Annotated in this window: 12 protein-coding genes and 1 pseudogene; 12 read left to right on the top strand and 1 reads right to left on the bottom strand. The window is 51.8% G+C overall.

The window, feature by feature from the left end; all coding sequences use genetic code 11:
- The first annotated feature begins 8 nt into the window (after window positions 1-8).
- The 12 genes and pseudogenes from DW817_RS05645 to DW817_RS05580 all read left to right on the top strand — a co-directional run bounded on the left by DW817_RS05645 (window position 9) and on the right by DW817_RS05580 (window position 15,624).
- On the top strand, window positions 9-2,111 hold the full coding sequence (locus tag DW817_RS05645; protein WP_014129093.1) for an RNA degradosome polyphosphate kinase: 2,103 nt from the start codon (window positions 9-11) through the stop codon (window positions 2,109-2,111).
- Between the two features lie 147 nt (window positions 2,112-2,258).
- Window positions 2,259-2,567 carry a hypothetical protein gene (locus DW817_RS05640; RefSeq protein WP_009015175.1) on the top strand — a complete coding sequence of 103 codons (309 nt, stop codon included), beginning with the start codon at window positions 2,259-2,261 and terminating at the stop codon, window positions 2,565-2,567.
- 472 nt (window positions 2,568-3,039) lie between these two features.
- Window positions 3,040-3,594: a phosphoribosyltransferase family protein gene (locus tag DW817_RS05635; RefSeq protein ID WP_009015176.1), complete on the top strand. Its 555-nt coding sequence runs from the start codon at window positions 3,040-3,042 to the stop codon at window positions 3,592-3,594.
- A gap of 71 nt (window positions 3,595-3,665) precedes the next feature.
- Complete coding sequence (gene pepT, locus DW817_RS05630) at window positions 3,666-4,883, top strand: peptidase T (protein WP_009015177.1); 1,218 nt, start codon at window positions 3,666-3,668, stop codon at window positions 4,881-4,883.
- Between the two features lie 1,149 nt (window positions 4,884-6,032).
- Window positions 6,033-6,413: pseudogene (locus DW817_RS11045) on the top strand (isochorismatase family protein); the annotation flags it as partial.
- 360 nt (window positions 6,414-6,773) lie between these two features.
- Window positions 6,774-7,640: a methylenetetrahydrofolate reductase gene (locus tag DW817_RS05615; RefSeq protein WP_009015180.1), complete on the top strand. Its 867-nt coding sequence runs from the start codon at window positions 6,774-6,776 to the stop codon at window positions 7,638-7,640.
- 10 nt (window positions 7,641-7,650) lie between these two features.
- On the top strand, window positions 7,651-8,346 hold the full coding sequence (locus DW817_RS05610) for a vitamin B12 dependent-methionine synthase activation domain-containing protein (RefSeq protein ID WP_120111428.1): 696 nt from the start codon (window positions 7,651-7,653) through the stop codon (window positions 8,344-8,346).
- A gap of 2 nt (window positions 8,347-8,348) precedes the next feature.
- Window positions 8,349-10,760, top strand: a complete 2,412-nt coding sequence (locus tag DW817_RS05605; RefSeq protein WP_120111424.1) for a homocysteine S-methyltransferase family protein — start codon at window positions 8,349-8,351, stop codon at window positions 10,758-10,760.
- A gap of 131 nt (window positions 10,761-10,891) precedes the next feature.
- On the top strand, window positions 10,892-11,638 hold the full coding sequence (locus tag DW817_RS05600; protein ID WP_009015183.1) for a gamma-glutamyl-gamma-aminobutyrate hydrolase family protein: 747 nt from the start codon (window positions 10,892-10,894) through the stop codon (window positions 11,636-11,638).
- Window positions 11,625-12,938, top strand: a complete 1,314-nt coding sequence (locus tag DW817_RS05595; RefSeq protein WP_009015184.1) for an APC family permease — start codon at window positions 11,625-11,627, stop codon at window positions 12,936-12,938. Before DW817_RS05600 ends, DW817_RS05595 begins: the two co-directional genes overlap by 14 nt.
- 307 nt (window positions 12,939-13,245) lie before the next feature.
- Window positions 13,246-14,367 (top strand): [FeFe] hydrogenase H-cluster radical SAM maturase HydE, encoded by a 1,122-nt coding sequence (gene hydE, locus DW817_RS05585; RefSeq protein ID WP_196800442.1) that lies wholly within the window; start codon window positions 13,246-13,248, stop codon window positions 14,365-14,367.
- 144 nt (window positions 14,368-14,511) lie between these two features.
- On the top strand, window positions 14,512-15,624 hold the full coding sequence (locus DW817_RS05580) for a 5-methyltetrahydropteroyltriglutamate--homocysteine S-methyltransferase (protein WP_009015186.1): 1,113 nt from the start codon (window positions 14,512-14,514) through the stop codon (window positions 15,622-15,624).
- Window positions 15,625-15,674: 50 nt separating this feature from the next.
- On the opposite strand, the gene DW817_RS05575 is transcribed toward DW817_RS05580, so the two are convergent.
- The gene (locus DW817_RS05575; RefSeq protein ID WP_120111421.1) at window positions 15,675-17,096 is read right to left on the bottom strand and encodes an FAD-binding oxidoreductase; all 1,422 of its coding nucleotides are present in this window, start codon (window positions 17,094-17,096) and stop codon (window positions 15,675-15,677) included.
- Window positions 17,097-17,197: the final 101 nt, after the last annotated feature.

Here is a 17,197-nt window from a genome sequence, read left to right as displayed (position 1 = left end):
GAACCCTTATGGATCTCAAGAAGCCAGAATATTATATCAATCGGGAACTGAGCTGGCTAAAATTTAACCTCCGCGTCCTGCGTGAAGCTGGCGTCAGGACCCTGCCTCTTTTGGAACGTCTTCGTTTTGTGGCCATTTCTGCTTCAAACCTTGATGAGTTTTTCATGGTCCGTGTAGCCGGTCTTGTGGGCCGCGAGGAATCAGGAATCGAACGCCCCGACATTGCCGGACTTTCCACGCGGGAGCAGCTTACGGCTATTGCGGCAGCTGCCCATAGTGAAATGAAACTCAAGTACCGCTATTTCTTTGCCCTTGTAAAGGAACTGGAAAAGTATGCCATTTCCTTTTCCCGGGTGGAGGATCTTTCGGGAAAGGCGCGGGAAAGCCTTGAACGGTACTACAAGGAAATGGTCTTTCCGGTGCTCACGCCCATGGCCATTGATGCGTCACGGCCCTTTCCTTTTCTTGCCAATAAGTCCCTTAATATCGCCCTTGAACTGCGGGATGCCAAGGACATCCGTAAGATCGCCTTTATTCAGGTGCCGAGCGTCTTGCCCCGTGTCATCCCTGTGAAGGGGGCGGGGGATGAAAAATCCTTCGTTTTCTTGGAAGACCTCATCATGGCACACTGCGGGGAGCTCTTCAAAGGATTGAGCGTCCTTGATGCGGTACCTTTCCGCATTACTCGTGACTCGGATCTTGAGGTTGATGAAGATGAAACCCACGACCTCATGAAGGAAATCGAACGGTCTTTAAAGAAACGCAAAAGAGGGAGTGCCGTTCGGCTTGAAATCAATCCGGAAAAGGGTTCCTTCCTACAGGACTTCCTTAAGCAAGAACTTGACCTTGTGGACGAAGAGATCTACGAAGTGCGGGGCCCGCTGGACCTTACCTTCCTTTTTGGCTTCATCAGCCAAAAGGGGATGGAGTCCCTATGCTTCAAGCCCTATACGCCCCAAGTACCAGCTGAACTGACGCCCGACCTTTCCCTTTTTGACCAGATCCGGGACCATGATATTTTGCTCCATCACCCTTATGAAAGTTTTGATCCTGTCGTCAATCTCATCCGGGATGCCGCCGAAGATCCCAAGGTCCTTGCCATCAAGCAGACTTTGTACCGTGTCAGCGGGAATTCACCCATTGTCGCGGCCCTTGCCAAAGCGGCGGAAAACGGCAAGCAGGTGACGGCCCTGGTGGAACTGAAAGCCCGCTTTGATGAAGAAAACAATATTGTCTGGGCGCGCCGTCTGGAACGCGCCGGCTGTCACGTCATCTATGGCCTTGTAGGGCTGAAGACCCATTCCAAGATCACTCTCATTGTGCGTAAGGAAGAAACCGGCATCAAACGGTATGTCCATTTGGGGACGGGAAACTACAACGATAAGACGGCCAAGCTCTATACGGACTTTGGCCTTCTCACGGCAAACGATGAATTTGGGCAGGATGCCTCTGCCTTTTTCAATGTCCTTTCCGGTTATTCCGAGCCGCCCACCTTCCACAAGCTCATCATGGCTCCCTTGGGCCTGAGGGAACGGATGACCGAACTGATCGATCGGGAAATTGCTCATGCCAAGGCGGGAAAGGAAGCCTATCTCATTGCCAAGATGAATTCCCTGATCGATCAGCCCATGATCGAAAAATACTATGAGGCCTCCCAAGCTGGCGTCAAAGTCGATCTGATTGTCCGCGGGATCTGTGGCCTTCGTCCGGGAATCAAGGGGCTGTCGGAAAATATTACGGTCCGTTCTATCATTGGCCGTTTTCTTGAGCATCACCGGGCCTATTATTTTTGGAATGACGGTCAGGAAGAACTCTATCTTTCCAGTGCAGACATGATGCACCGCAATCTCAGCGAGCGTGTGGAACTCATGTTCCCTGTTGAGCGCCATGCCCACATTGAACGGATCAAGGCCTTTCTTGATCTGTGTCTCAAGGATAATGTCGGGGCCCATATGGAGCTTTCAAACGGCAATTACCGCCGCGTCTACGCTCATGGCCGGGAAAAGGTCAGTGTCCAGGAACGCATGATGGCCTGGTCCATGGCCCATGCACCCAAAAAGAAATTGCCCCTTTCCCAGCGCCTGAAACCGGTTTATCATAAGGAATCCTGACGATTTCTGCCGTCCTGTCCCGCGTCTTTTTTCTTGAGACATCGGGACAGGATTTTTTTTGTACGTCTCCCAGAAACTTCCCGTGCATCGAGTCCATCCTTTATGATATAATGGGGCTATCACTTGAAAAGAGGATGGTTTAACAGTATGGCAATAAAAAGTGTCACTTTGAATTATAACGGCCATTATGGCGCGCTTGACTATAACGAAGAAACCAAGGAACTTACGGTCACCATCAAAGGCGAGACCCAGATCGAGCAGAAAGTCATGGACTTTCTTGCGGCACCGCATAAGATGGAAGTCCCTATTGACGCCTGTACTTATCATTTCGAAGAGCGGACCTTCCTTGCCAGAGACAGTTGGAAGGACTGCCAGCAGGTATTGACCCGTCTTTGGGTCAATACGGGCGTTTTGGTGGAGTGGAGCATGCCGCCCCACATGGTGGAAGACCTGTAAGGGATTCCGAACGGAGGGCCCGTCCTGGATAAAGACGCGGCCTTTTTTCCATTTCTTTCCCCCAGAATAGCGGTGGAAAAGGCAGCTAGGCCATTCCGTCTTTCCAATCATAGGTTATACACAAGGTTATCCACAGGGACTGTGGATAACCTTCGATTTGGTGAATAACTTTCTTCACTGGGCTGGAAAAGCCCATGAATGGGGACCTTTTATTGTGGATAACTTGACTGTCTCCGCGTGCGAAAGTGCCGCCTGCCTTTGGCACGAACGCTGAATAAAAGCGAAAGAAGGCGGCTTGCGTGCGGGTTTTTAAAGCATTCAATCTTTGGAGACTCATCTTTCCAGCAGGCAAAGAAGCTGCTGCCTGCGACCAACCCAAATGCAGCTGGCGTGATCAATCGATGAAGGAACACTTCCCGCCGTAAGGAAGGGAAAAGGAACCACTTTTGGTATGAAAGGGGCATACATACAAATGGCTGACCGATTTTATGAACTGCACGTCGCAGGTGTAACAAGAAAACTTCCGATTCTCAATGTCAATGACAAACTGGCCATTGCGGGCTTTGTCATCCTAGGCGATGTGGAGCTTGTGGAAAAGGCCGCTGCAGCACTTGTCAAACGCGTGCCGCCGGAAACGGAAATCATGGTGACCGCTGAAACCAAGGGCATTCCTTTGGTTCACGAAATGGCGCGCCTCATGGGGATGCCGCGTTATGCCATTGCCCGAAAGTCCGTCAAGGCTTACATGGAAAATCCAATTATTGTTGAAGACCGCTCCATTACAACCAAGGGAAAACAGATACTCGTTCTTCAAGATGAGGATATTGCCCTTGTTCGCGGCAGGAAGGTCCTCCTTGTGGATGATGTCATCAGCACAGGCGGCTCCATCAAGGCCTTGGAAGAACTTATCGAAAAAGCGGGCGGCACAGTGATTGGGCGCATGGCCATCCTCGCCGAAGGGGACGCCATGAACCGCAAGGACATCGTGACTCTCGAGAACCTGCCGCTTTTTGACGCTCAAGTCTAACTTCCATTGTTGACTAGGGCCAATTTGAGGGGAATTGATTTCACATCACAGCAGAAAAGGAGACAAAAAACATGACCACTGCAACAGAACGCTTCCTGAAGTACATCGCTGTCAACACAACCTCCGTAGATGATGCCAAGGTGTATCCATCCAGTCCGAACCAAAAAGTCCTAGGAGCCCAGATCGCGGAAGAAATGAAAGCCATGGGTCTTACGGATGTAATCCAAGATGAATATGGCTATGTCATGGGGACCATCCCCGCGACCCGTGATAAGGGTCCGACCATTGGCCTCATCAGCCATCTTGATACGAGCAATGCTGTAAGTGGCGGTCCAATCCATCCTGCCTTTGTAGATTATCAGGGGGGCGATATCGTCCTTAACAAGGAACAGGATATTGTCATGACGCCAAGCGCTTTTCCCTGTCTCAATGAAGTCAAGGGAAAACGGCTCATTGTGACAGATGGAACGACACTTTTGGGGGCTGATGATAAAGCCGGTGTGGCTGAAATCATGACCCTTGCGGAGCGTCTGCTTCGTCCGGATGCTCCTAAACACGGAAAGATCCGCATTGGTTTTACGCCGGATGAGGAAGTCGGGGAAGGTACGAAGTTCTTCGATCTTGAAAAATTTGGTGCCCAGATTGCTTATACTGTTGACGGCGGAGCCTTGGGTGAACTGGAATATGAAAACTTCAACGCGGCTACGGCAACTATCACCATCAAGGGCGTGAGCGTCCATACGGGAAGTGCCAAGAATCAAATGATCAATGCGGCCGCTGTGGGTTGTGAGTTCCAGTCCTTGCTGCCGGAAAAAGAGCAGCCTGTTTATACTGAAGGGTATGAAGGGTTTTACCATCTGTCTTCCATCGAAGGCAGCTGCGAGCACTGCGAAATGAAGTACCTTCTGCGCGAGCATGACGCTGAAAAATTTGCTGCCCAGAAAAGGAAAGTGGAAGAAATTGGCAGGAAGCTGAACGAAAAATGGGGAAGCGGTGTCGTGACGGTCTCCATCCGTGACTCCTATGCCAATATGCGTCCCATCATCGAAAATCATATGGAACTTGTCGATGAAGCTCGTCATGCTTTTGAAGCCTGCGGGGTAAAACCCATCGTGCAGCCTATCCGCGGCGGTACGGACGGGGCGCGTCTCAGCCATAAAGGACTGCCTTGTCCGAACCTTTCGACTGGCGGCTATCTTTTCCACAGCCGTTATGAATTCATTCCTCAGGAATCCTTGGAAACCATGGTGGATGTGCTGGAAAAATTGATAGTAGGACTCAGTAAGTAAGTTTTTTACTCGGCGCACAAATCGCGCCGATTCGATGCAGATACATACGTGCCCTCCTTGCTTGAGAAAAGATTCTTTTGAGAGCAAGGAAGGCATGACGATTCGTAAGAAGTCACGTACCATAATCTCATTTCTAAGACGCCCGAAAAAAATGCCGTCGTCGGGCGGGCCGCTCCTAGGAATTTTTTCGGATTGCAGAGGAAACCTTTTTCGCCTATGGCCCATATCGACCCATCTGCGTTGTCAAACGCGGCGAGCCTCTTAGCAGTACCCCGCTTCTTGTACGGCGTCGTCGGCCCGCTTCGCGTTTTTCCTAGCATCTGGGCTAATCTGGAGCCATATTCGAAAAAGGTAAATAGAAAAAAGACCGTAAGGCAAAAGACCTAACGGCGACGATTCGATGCATCCTGCATCGAACCTAAAGAAAAAGAATAAAAAAGGGGAAAGCCTCAAACCGAATCAAGACACGAATTCGGTTTGAGGCTTTTTGAACTTCTACGTAGTTTGTTTTCTTAACTCTTAGGATTTAATGCTATTGTAAGATTTAGCAACGTTTCTTCAATCCACGGGAGTACCTGCTTTTTCGCCTTAGAGCTCGATTTCTCTGAAATCGAGCCGCCCCGCCAGGGCGGGGGACCGAAACTGGAAAATTTCCATAAGCATTTATCATTAAAATTTCCCGGTTTTGGTGGTGGATGAGGAGCGGTAGCGACGTCTCATCATGAGCGGTAGCGAAGCAGATTCGCCCGGAGTTTCGAAGGACGCTTTTGGAGCGAAGCAGAAGTCCGAGGAACATGTTTGAGGGCGAATTAAGTTCCGCCCCCTCCCGAAGGGCGGTTTGGGGCGGAGCGGTACGGTCTTTTGCCTTACAATCCGCCTTCCTATCGACAAGAAACGTGACCTCGACAACATAGTTACTGCGTCTCAGCAGTCCGCGGACGCTTGGGACCTGCCCCCACTGCTTCTTCCCTCTTTTTTACTTATGCGTCCCTAAGCCCTCGAGCCCATACATGGTAAAGCGCAGGAGCTGGAGCTGCATTTCGTACCAGTCATCGTTCTTGCACCAGCCAATCTTCTTGTTGACCGCCATGGATCCGTTGATGATGCTCCCAAAGACGCTTTCTGCTGTCGTGGCGGGAACGCCCTGCTTTTGTAGAAGAAGTCAAAAATATGGGCCGCAAGACCTTCATCATTGCAGGGACGGTTACGAGCGTCTGCCTTGCTTTCCCGGCAATCAGCGCCGTCCATGATGGCTATAAGGTCTTTGCCCTGCCTGATGCATCGGGCACCTATTCCAAGATGGCCGAGGAGATCTCCCTCGCCCGTATGGTCCAAGCCGGCATTATTCCGATGGATACGTCTTCTGCCATTGCTGAGCTCCAATTTACTTGGCACCGTGAAGATTAGGAAAAATGGGCTCAATTGTGGTCCCGCGTATTCACGAACTATGGTCTCCTGCTGGAAAGCTATGCCAAGGCCGTCGAAGTTACGAGGACGGGCGAACCCATGGACAGCCTGCACGAAGACTAAAGCATCAAGCCCTGAAAATCACCGTGACGGAGGGTCTCTCTCGGAACACCATCAGTCCTTTCCTCTTTGCGGGGAAGGGACTGATTTTTTATGCCACTCTGGTGCGTCATTGCCCTGCAAAATAGGGTAACCGTTGAGGTGTCAGCCGCCTTGAGCAGGGAGCCTTTCTTGTATGGGAAAACGCCGCCTTCACTCAATTTCAGCTCCGAGCTGCGGCTGCAGCCCTTTGGCAATTCCTGTTTCCTCCCACAAAAGAAAAATAGAATCTTTCGTGGACATATTGTTACTTTTTTCTTTTTTATTGCCTATCTTTTCCCTTTGTATTACAATAGGGACATTGTAAGAGAAGGGGGCCCAGCCATGAAAATCAAGGAACTTCTAGATAGTCCCAAAGTAACCATATCATGCGAACTTTTTCCGCCCAAAAAAGGGACAGAACTGCAAAATGCCATGGATATTGTCCATGCTATTGCCATCGATGGGGTGGACTATATGAGTGTCACGTATGGCGCCGGCGGCACCGCAGTCGGCAAGAGCCTTGCGATTGCCTCTGAGGTCGAGCGGAGCGGGGTTCCGGCCTTGGCCCATCTAACTTGTATCGGTGCGAAAAAAGATGGCATCGCCCGCGTCCTTCGCGACATGAAAGCCGGCGGCATTGATAATGTCCTCGCCCTGCGCGGTGATCGTCCTCAAGGGATGGACGAGCTGCCGGAATCGGACTTCCCTCATGCTAGCGACCTCGTCCGCTTCATCAAGGAAACGGGGGATTTCTGCGTGGGCTGCGCTACCTATCCTGAGGGACATCCTGAATCGCGGACCCTTGATGAGGATTTGGAGAACATGAAACGCAAGGTAGATGCGGGCTGTGATTTTCTCGTGACACAAATGTTCTTTGATAATGAGATGTTCTACAACTTCATGTATCGGCTCCTGGCCAAAGGGGTCCGTGTCCCTGTTGTGGCCGGCGTCATGCCGATCACGAACGCAAAGCAGGTGGAACGCATCTTTACCCTCAGCGGAACACCCATTCCCAGCAAGCTGCGGGCCGTGGTGGAGCGCTTTGGTGATCATCCGGAAGCTCTGCGTCAGGCGGGGATGGCGTATACGACGGGTCAGATCATGGACCTGATTGCCAACGGATTCAACCATATCCATGTCTATACGATGAATAAACCGGAAGTCATTGGCGGCATCCGCCGTACTCTTTCGGAAGTTATCAAACTGTAAGGAGCCCAAGATGGCACAAGTAAAGATTCCCTTTGATGAAAAGGAAGCGGTTCGCTATTTTGGTGCCCAAAAAGATGATCGGGAAGCTGCGCGCCTGGTTGATGAAGCCTTTATCGCCCTTCGCAACGAAGTCCAGCCGCGTGCCGTGAAACGGCGTCTTTCCTGCCGCGTCACGCCCCCTTGTGACGGCGGGATGGGCCGCGTGGAACTTGAGGGCGGCACGGTCTTTGAAAGCAGCCAGCTTGCCAACCACCTTTTGGGCTGTCTGGAAGTGATTCTTTTTGGGGCCACCTTGGGCAGCCGCTTTGATATCGGCATCCGACGCCTCAGTCTGCAGCGGATTGCCTATGGAGCCGCGGCCCAAGCCGTTGGTGCGGCTCTTATTGAAAGTTACTGTGACAAGCTGGAAGAGGAATGGAAAGGGGAGTTATCTGCTGAGTTTACCTACCGGTCACGGTTTTCTCCAGGGTATGGGGATTGGCCGCTTACGGATCAGGAAAAGATTTTCCGTCTCTTGGAGCTGCCTAAGAAGATTGGCCTTACGTTGACGGCAGGAGGCTTAATGGCGCCTATTAAGTCCGTAACGGCTGTGATTGGCATCAATCATGGCCTTCAAAATGAAACCAGAAAGGAGCCGGATGCTCGTCATAGCTCGTGCAATGCCTGCATGGCCTTGAACTGTCCTTTCCGGAAAGAGGAACCTTGACGATGGAGATTCGAGAACGGTTAGAAAAGGAACGCTTGTTTTTTGATGGCGGCATGGGAACCATGCTTCAAAGCGCGGGGCTTATGCCGGGTGAGCTGCCAGAACTGTGGAACCTGAGCCATGCTGATGTGATCCAAGGCGTCCACGAAGCCTATATCAGGGCAGGGGCCCAAATCATCAAGACCAATACATTTGGCTGCAATGGCCTCAAATTTGGAAAGGCCCATGGCACGCCAGCGGTTTCGACTCTTGTTACGGCAGCGGTAAAACTTGCCCAAAAGGCCTTCCAGGCTTGTGGCGAGAGAGGATGTGTGGCCCTTGACCTAGGACCGACGGGAAAGCTTCTCCAGCCGTATGGAGACCTTCCGTTTGAAGAGGCCGTGTCCCTTTACGCGGAAGCGGTCGAAGCAGGGAAAAAAGCCGGTGCTGACCTTGTCCTGATTGAGACCATGAGTGATACCTATGAGGCCAAAGCGGCAATTCTGGCCGTAAAGGAACATTCTAATCTGCCTTTTGTGGTGACCTTTACGTTCGACGAAGAAGGAAAGCTCTTAAGCGGCGCCGATGTGGAAACGGCCATGATTGTCGCTTCTTCCCTAGGGGCTTCGGCTGTTGGCTTCAACTGTGGGCTGGGGCCCAAGGAAATCAGCCGCCTTGTGCCCCGCGCCCTTGCGGCAACAGACCTGCCTCTTGTGGTCAATCCGAATGCCGGTCTTCCTGTCACGCACGATGGAGTCACACAGTTTGAGGTGGGACCTGAGGAATTTGCCGCAACCATGTTGGAATTTGCTTCCCAGACAGCCCTTTTGGGCGGCTGCTGTGGGACAACGCCCCAGCACATCGAAGCCCTTGTAGAAAGCTGCGCCGAGCTGCCGCCTCCGGAAAAACGGACCGGGGCCCCAGAATGCATTACCGGCTATGGTGCGCCTGTTTGTTTTGACCGCATGCCTGTCATCATTGGCGAGCGCATCAATCCGACGGGGAAAAAACGGCTCAAAGAGGCCCTTAAGGCCGGGGACATGGATTATGTGTGCCAGCTTGCCTTGGAACAGATCGATAAAGGGGCCCAGGTCCTTGACGTCAACGTTGGCGTACCCGGTATTGATGAACCGGCTCTTCTTGAAAAGGCGATGAGGACACTCCAGTCCATTACGCCCCTGCCGCTTCAGATTGATACGAGTGATCTCAAAGCCATGGAACAGGCCCTGCGCCTTTATAACGGACGGCCTCTCCTTAATTCTGTAAATGGCAAGACAAGTTCCCTTTCGTCGGTCCTGCCCTTAGCAAAGAAGTATGGCGCAATGCTGGTTGGACTTTGTCTTGATGATGACGGGATTGCGGAATCGCTGGAAGGCCGGCTCAAAAGTGCACGCCGCGTCATTGACGGAGCCAAAAAGGCGGGCCTTTCTGAAAAGGCACTGCTTCTTGATCCCCTTGCCATGACCATCAGCACGGGGGGACAAAATGCCCAGATTGCCCTTTCCATCATCGCGGCTCTCAAAAAGGCAGGACTTAAGACGGTTATGGGGGTCTCGAATATTTCCTTTGGCCTTCCTCATCGGGACGCTGTCAACAGTGCCTTTTTTGCCTCGGCTATGCAGCTGGGCCTTTCGGCAGGCATCATCAATCCTAATTCAGCACCGATGATGGAAACCTATCTTGCCTATGGCGCCTTAAGTGGGTATGACACAAGCTGCAAGGCCTATGTTTCCTATTTTGCGGATCTGCCAACAGAAAAAAGGGAACCCCATGTTCCTGCCGCAAAAGACAGCGGCGAACAAGGCCGCTATGGTCTTGACGAAGCCATTGAAAAGGGCCTCATCTCACCGGCTGAGACGGCGGTTGCAGCGCTTTTGGATGAAGGAAGGGACGCACTTTCCATCATCAATGAATATATGATTCCAGCCCTTAACCGCGTGGGCGATGCCTTTGAAAAAAAGACCCTCTTCCTGCCCCAGCTCCTCATGAGTGCCGACGCGGCCAAAGCAGGCTTTGAAATCATCAAGAAAGCAATGTTCCAAAAGGGTACGGATAGGGGGAAAGGCGACCCTGTCATTGTTGCTACGGTCAAAGGGGATATCCACGATATTGGGAAAAATATTGTCAAGGTGCTTCTTGAAAACTATGGCTATGATGTCATTGATCTTGGCAAGGATGTGCCGCCGGAGGCCATCGTGGAAAAGACCTTGGAACGGGATGTGAAGCTTGTGGGCCTTTCGGCCCTCATGACAACGACCTTGGGTTCCATGGCAGAAACGATCCGACAGCTTCGTGAGAAGGCACCGGGGTGCCGCGTCATTGTTGGCGGCGCCGTTATGACCGAAGAGTATGCGGCAGAACTGGGCGCGGATGCCTATGCGGGAAATGCCGTTGCGGCCGTAAGCTATGCCAATGCCCTTTTTCGCAAAAAGTAGAACAGAAGCAACCTGTCTTTGAAACCTTGTTTCACAATTTTTGTTGAACAGAGAAATTTTCATTTTCTTCACAATTTCATTGTGCTAGAATGAAAAATATACAAAAACATATAGAAAGAAGATGAACTCCTATGACAGCAAAACCGTTAATTGGGATTTCCGGCAGCCATATGATTGATGGCGGCGGGCAATTCCCCGGTTATCATCGAAGCTATGTGAACCATGATTATGTCCGTTCTGTTACGGAGGCGGGCGGTATCCCCCTCATCATTCCCTTCAATGAAGAGGATGATGTCGTGGAAGCCCTTATGGACCGCGTCGATGGGCTCCTTTTGTCGGGCGGACACGATGTGTATCCCCTCCTTTATGGGGAAGAACCTTGTCGGCAGATTGGCGCGGTGTGGCCGGAACGAGATCATTTCGACATGCTGCTTTTGAAGCGGGCGGAAGCACGGAAAATTCCTGTTGTCGGGATTTGCCGCGGTCTGCAGATCATCAATGTGGCGCACGGCGGGACGCTTTATCAGGACCTTTCCAAAGATCCCCAGTCCTTTGTGAAGCATTCCCAGAACCAGGACCCGGCGACGGCAACGCATACCATTGAAATCGATCCTCAAAGCCGGCTGGCTTCTCTTCTCGGCCGTACGGAATGGGTTACGAACAGCCATCATCACCAGACCGTTCACGAAGTGGGCCAAGGACTCCTTGTTACAGCCCGCGCCAAGGATGGCACCGTGGAATCCCTGCAAGGGACGGGAGAAAGCTATCTTATGGCCTATCAGTTCCATCCGGAAATGATGTCCATTCACAGTAAGCTTGCACGGAACCTATTTGTGGACTTTATCAAGGAAGCGGAGGTGCGTCATGGGAACCGATAAAAAAGATAAATTTGGCCTTTGGAGCATTGTCCTTCTCGGTATCAACAGCATCATCGGGACGGGAATCTTTCTCCTGCCAAACCGGGCCTATGCCCTGATGGGACCGTCAAGCCTCCTGATCCTTCTTTTTGATGCGTTCCTTGCTGGCTGCCTTGCCCTTTGCTTTGCGGAAGTCGCCGGTTTCTTTTCCCGGAATGGGGGCCCGTACCTTTATGCCAAGGCCGCTTTTGGGGATTTTGTCGGTTATGAGGTGGGCGTGCTGAAGCTCGTTGTGACCATCATTGCCTGGGCGGCTATGGCCGTTGGCTTTGCGACGGCACTGGGCGCTGCCTTTCCATTTTTTGCCGGCGACACCATGAAGAATCTCATTGCTGCCGTGCTCATTGGCGGGCTCACCATCATGAATATTGCAGGGGTCAAGATTTCAAAGATCCTCAATAACCTCATGACCATATCCAAATTGGTTCCTTTATGCGTCTTTATTGCTGTGGGCCTGTTTTTTGTCAATGGCAGCAATTTCACGCCTTTTGTTCCGACCCATATGGCTGACGGGGCCTTTGCCAATGCCGCCATTACCATGTTTTTTGCGTACACGGGATTTGAAGCCATTGCAGTTGCCGCCGAAGATTTCAAGGATCCTAAAAAGGATTTGCCTCGGGGTATCATCCTGACCATGATCATTGTCACCATCATCTATATGCTCGTCGTGGGGATTTCCATCGGTATCCTGGGACCGGATCTGGCTGTGGACAAAGCCCCTATCCAGACCGCCTTTGGCCGCGCCGTTGGGCCCGTCGGCGCTTACTTCATCCTGCTTGGAACACTCTTTAGCATGGGCGGCATCAACCTTGCCGAATCCTTTATTGCGCCTCGGGCATGCACGTCCCTTGCTGAAGACGGCATGCTGCCGGCTTTCCTCAATCGGCGCACGAGCTGGGGAACGCCGTGGGCTTCAAGCGTCGTCGTTGCCATTCTCAGCATCCTTCTTGCTTGGAGCGGCAGCTTTACGACCCTTGCTGCCATCAGTGCCGTAAGCCGGTTTACCCAGTACCTGCCGACGGTCCTTTCAGTCATTGTCTTCCGCCGCAAGTGGAAGGACCGGGAACGGACCTATAAGATCCCTGGCGGCATCTTTGTTCCAGTCGTTGCCTTTTTAACGAGTCTCTGGATGCTCTCCAATGCCAAACCGATGCAGCTTGTCTGGGGCCTTGGCGGAATCCTTGTCATCGCACCCTACTATCTTGTCTATAAAAAGAAAAAAGCCGAGGGCCTCGTCAAAGATCACGACGAAGAAGCCTGATGTACGGGAGACTGCGGAAAAATGAGTAATTCATTTTTCCGCAGTCTCTTTTGTTCATTTTCCTGATTCGAAAAAAAGTCAGATGGCACTGGGGGCTGGACGTGACGACACATGGTTAGGAAAGGAAGCGCCCAGGCGTAAGCTATCCCCAAACGTGGGACGGTCCACTGTACGATAGCCCATGAGCCCATTGATTCCTCCATTTTTTTTAATGATAGAACGGGCTTACCTTTCCCTTGAATTCGCCCAATTTCCAAGGCCAACATTTGACAGGCCGCCCTCTTTCCATATACAATAACGTCACTTGATGGAAGATAGGAGAACCGTTGTGACCATTGATGCAATCTTACAGAAAGAAACCTTGACCCATAGTGACCTTGTGACCCTTCTGGGGACAACGGACGCGGGACAGCGAAAGAAACTTTATGATGCGGCTTATGCCGTAAAACTCAAATATATTGGTAATGTTGACCATTACCGGGGCCTCTTGGAATTTTCCAATCGCTGTATCAAGAATTGCAAATACTGCGGCATCCGCCGGGATAATGAAGAGGTGGAACGCTTTGACACGCCTTATGAAGATCTTCTTGCCATGGCCCAATGGGCTTATGATGAGCGTTACGGATCGCTGACCCTGCAGAGTGGGGAGCGTCAGGACGAGGAATTCATTGCCTACGTGGAACGTCTGATCCTGGATATCAAAAAAATTGGCGGCGGTGCCTTGGGCCTTACGCTTTGTGTTGGGGAGCAGACGGAAGAAACCTACCGACGCTGGTTTGAAGCGGGGGCCCATCGCTACCTTCTGCGCATTGAAACGAGCAATCCTGCCTTATATCGGACCCTTCACCCCCAAGATGGGCACCATAAGTGGGAAGTGCGTCGTGACTGCCTAAAGACGCTCAAAAAGATTGGCTACCAGGTAGGAACCGGAGACATGATGGGGCTGCCGGGGCAGACCTTGGATGACCTGGCCTGCGATATCGAATTTTTCCGCCATATGGATATCGATATGATCGGTATGGGTCCTTATGTCGTTCACCACAATACACCGATTGGGAAACATGTCCTTGCAGCCGGCGGTGACAGCAAAGAAGCACAGAACCAGCGCTTTATCCTGGGTCTTAATATGATTGCCGTGACGCGTCTTTACCTTAAGAACGTCAATATCGCCGCTACTACGGCGCTTCAGGCCCTGAATCCCTTGGGACGGGAACTGGGGCTTTTGGCAGGAGCCAATATCCTCATGCCGCTTGTAACGCTGCCGAAGTTCCGCCCTCAGTATCTGCTTTACGACAACAAACCCTGCGTTGAGGATTCCCCGGATCAGTGTAAGCACTGCCTTGCCGGTCGGGTGGCCTCTATTGGGGATAAAGTCGGATTTGGCGAGTGGGGCGATTCACCGCATTACTTTGCCGAAAAGACACAATAATAAAAAAGGAAGGGACGGGACCCAAAAGGGGACCGTCTTTTTGCTATGCTTTAAAGTTATAGGAAATGGTATAAAAAGCCTATTTTACAAATAAAAAGCATTGCGTTAGAATGGATTCCATCATCACCGTAAGGGGGAATCATCATGGCTGTACAGAATCCCGTTCATTTTGATATTGTAGGCAGTTTCCTGCGTCCGGAACGCCTCAAAAAGGCACGTGAGGCGTTCCGCTCCGGCGCCCTCGGTCAGGCTGGCCTGCGCCGCGTGGAAGATGAGGAAATACGCAAACTCATCAGCAAGGAAAAGGCTCTTGGCCTGCGCACCCTGACGGATGGGGAGTTTCGCCGCGAATATTGGCACCTTGATTTTATGTGGGGCCTTGGCGGAATCAAGCGGGAAACCCTTTCCCATGGCTATTTCTTCGAAGGGGAGGAAACAGGCCGGGATACAGCAGTCCTTACGGGAAAGCTTTCTGGGGACCATCATCCCATCGTCGATGATTTCCGCTTTACCCAACAGTTTGCCTATCAAAATACAGTGGTAAAGGAAACTCTCCCTGCTCCGGCGCATTTGCTTGATGAGCTTTACCGGGAGGAAAACGCCGCGGTCACAAAAGCAATCTATCCTGACGAGGACGCGCTCATCGATGATATTGTCGCCGCTTATCGAACCGTGATCCGTGACCTTTATGATGCTGGCTGCCGCTGCCTGCAGCTGGATGATTGTACGTGGGCCATGCTCTGTGACACGAAGTACTGGACCCAGCGCCAGGGCGGGACTGAAAATCTTAAGGTCATTGCTGAACGTCATCTTACCATCAATAACCGAGTCCTGGAGGACCAGCCCTTTGACCTTGTCATCTCGACCCATGTGTGCCGCGGTAACTACCATTCGACTTGGGCGGCCCGAGGCGGATATCTGCCCATTGCGCCCCTTCTTTTTGCTCGCGAAAAGGTTCATACCCTCTATCTTGAATTTGATGACGAGCGTTCCGGTGGGTTCGCTCCATTGCGTTATGTATCACCAGATAAGACGGTCGTCCTGGGCCTTGTGACGACCAAACGTCCTGACCTTGAAGATCCGGAACGTATCCGGGAACGCATCAAGGAAGCGGCCCAGTATGTTCCGCTTTCCCGGCTCAGCTTAAGCCCCCAATGCGGTTTTGCGTCGACGGAAATCGGAAACAAGCTGACGGAAGAGGATCAGTGGAAGAAGATTGCCCTTGTGCGCGACATTGCCCAGACGGTTTGGGGATAATAAAAAAGGCGAAGGAACCGGATGGGTTCTTTCGCCTTTTTGCTATATGATTAGAAGCAAACTTTATTGGGGTTCAGGATAAGGTCTGGATCAAAGACCAGCTTGATGCCCTGCATAAGGGCAATGGGAAGGGGACCCAGGTTTTCCGCAAGGTAAGCCCGTTTGCCGAGACCAATCCCGTGTTCTCCGGAAATCTGGCCGCCCAATTCGGACGCTTTGGCGTAGAGGGCGTGCATGAAACGTTCTGTTTCTTCCTTGAAGGGCAGGATGTCTTCACGGGCGCCTTTTTTGCAGGCATAGACGTGGATATTGCCATCGCCGGCATGGCCGAACATACGGATGTCAAAGGAAAAGCCTTCCGCAATTTCCCGGATGTAGAGGGTAAAGTCCGGAATCTTTGAAACGGGGACGACCACATCACATTCATCAATGAGGTTATAGATTGATTCAATCCCTTCAAGGAAACTGGAGCGGGCTGCCCAGGTCTTTTCAAGATACATTGGAACATCGGCAACAAGGACGTCAAGAGCGCCTTTTTCCAGGAGCATTTCGGCCGCTTGTTCTACGAGACGGTCCAATTCATCGTTGTGATCGGCATCAAGGGTGATGAGAAGATAGGCGCCGACTTCGGTTCCTTCCACCACTTTCGGAAAAACGCTTGTCCCCATGTAGGCTTCCGTGGTTTCAAGCATTTCCTTTTCAAAGAACTCCAGGGCCTGGGGTTTCAGGTTCGAGTGCTTGATTTCAGGAACTGAGCCAATGGCGTCAGCAAGGTTTTCGAAGGGGACGATAAGGGAACAGTGGCAGGCTGGGGGCGCAATGAGTTTCAGTGTCAGTTCCGTAATGATGCCCAGTGTTCCTTCTGAACCAATCATCAGGTGGAGCAGGCTATATCCCGATGAGGATTTGGATACAGGCGCGCCTACGTGCATGATTTCCCCGCTTGGCAGGACAACGGTCATGGCTTCTACGTAGTCCCGCGTCGTTCCGTACTTGACGGCCCGCATCCCGCCGGCGTTGGTTGATACGTTGCCGCCCAAGGTGGCAAACTTCTCACCTGGATCGGGCGGATAGAAAAAGCCCCGGGATTCAGCGTCCTTGGCAAGGTCTGCCAAAAGAACCCCTGCTTCGACGCGGACATTCATGTTTTCCTCGTCGTAACCAAGGATCTTGTTCATGCGAATGGTGCACAAAACGACGCCCCCTTGGACCGGGGTGCATCCCCCTACGAGGCCCGTTCCCGCGCCGCGGACCGTGACGGGGATATGATGGCGGGCACAGACTTTCATGATGGCTGAAACTTCTTCCGTTGACGTGACGTCAATGGTTACTTCCGGCATGGCAAGGCCGTAGATGGGCATATCATCATGTGTGTAGTCAGGATTGATTTCTTCACCGACGATGACACGGTGACCAGAAATGGCCTTCAGTTCATCGAGGATGTCAGGCGTAATGGCTTCATACTGGGTCATAATAGGTACCTTCCTTTTCTTTGGGGAGGAGACTGTCCTCCGGACTCACGTGACTCTAAGTATAGGCGTCTTGGAACTTTCTGTAAAGGGAAAATACAGAA

Source organism: Acidaminococcus sp. AM33-14BH (assembly GCF_003603525.1).
Lineage (GTDB): Bacteria > Bacillota > Negativicutes > Acidaminococcales > Acidaminococcaceae > Acidaminococcus > Acidaminococcus intestini.
This window is presented reverse-complemented; position numbering and strand designations above follow the sequence as displayed.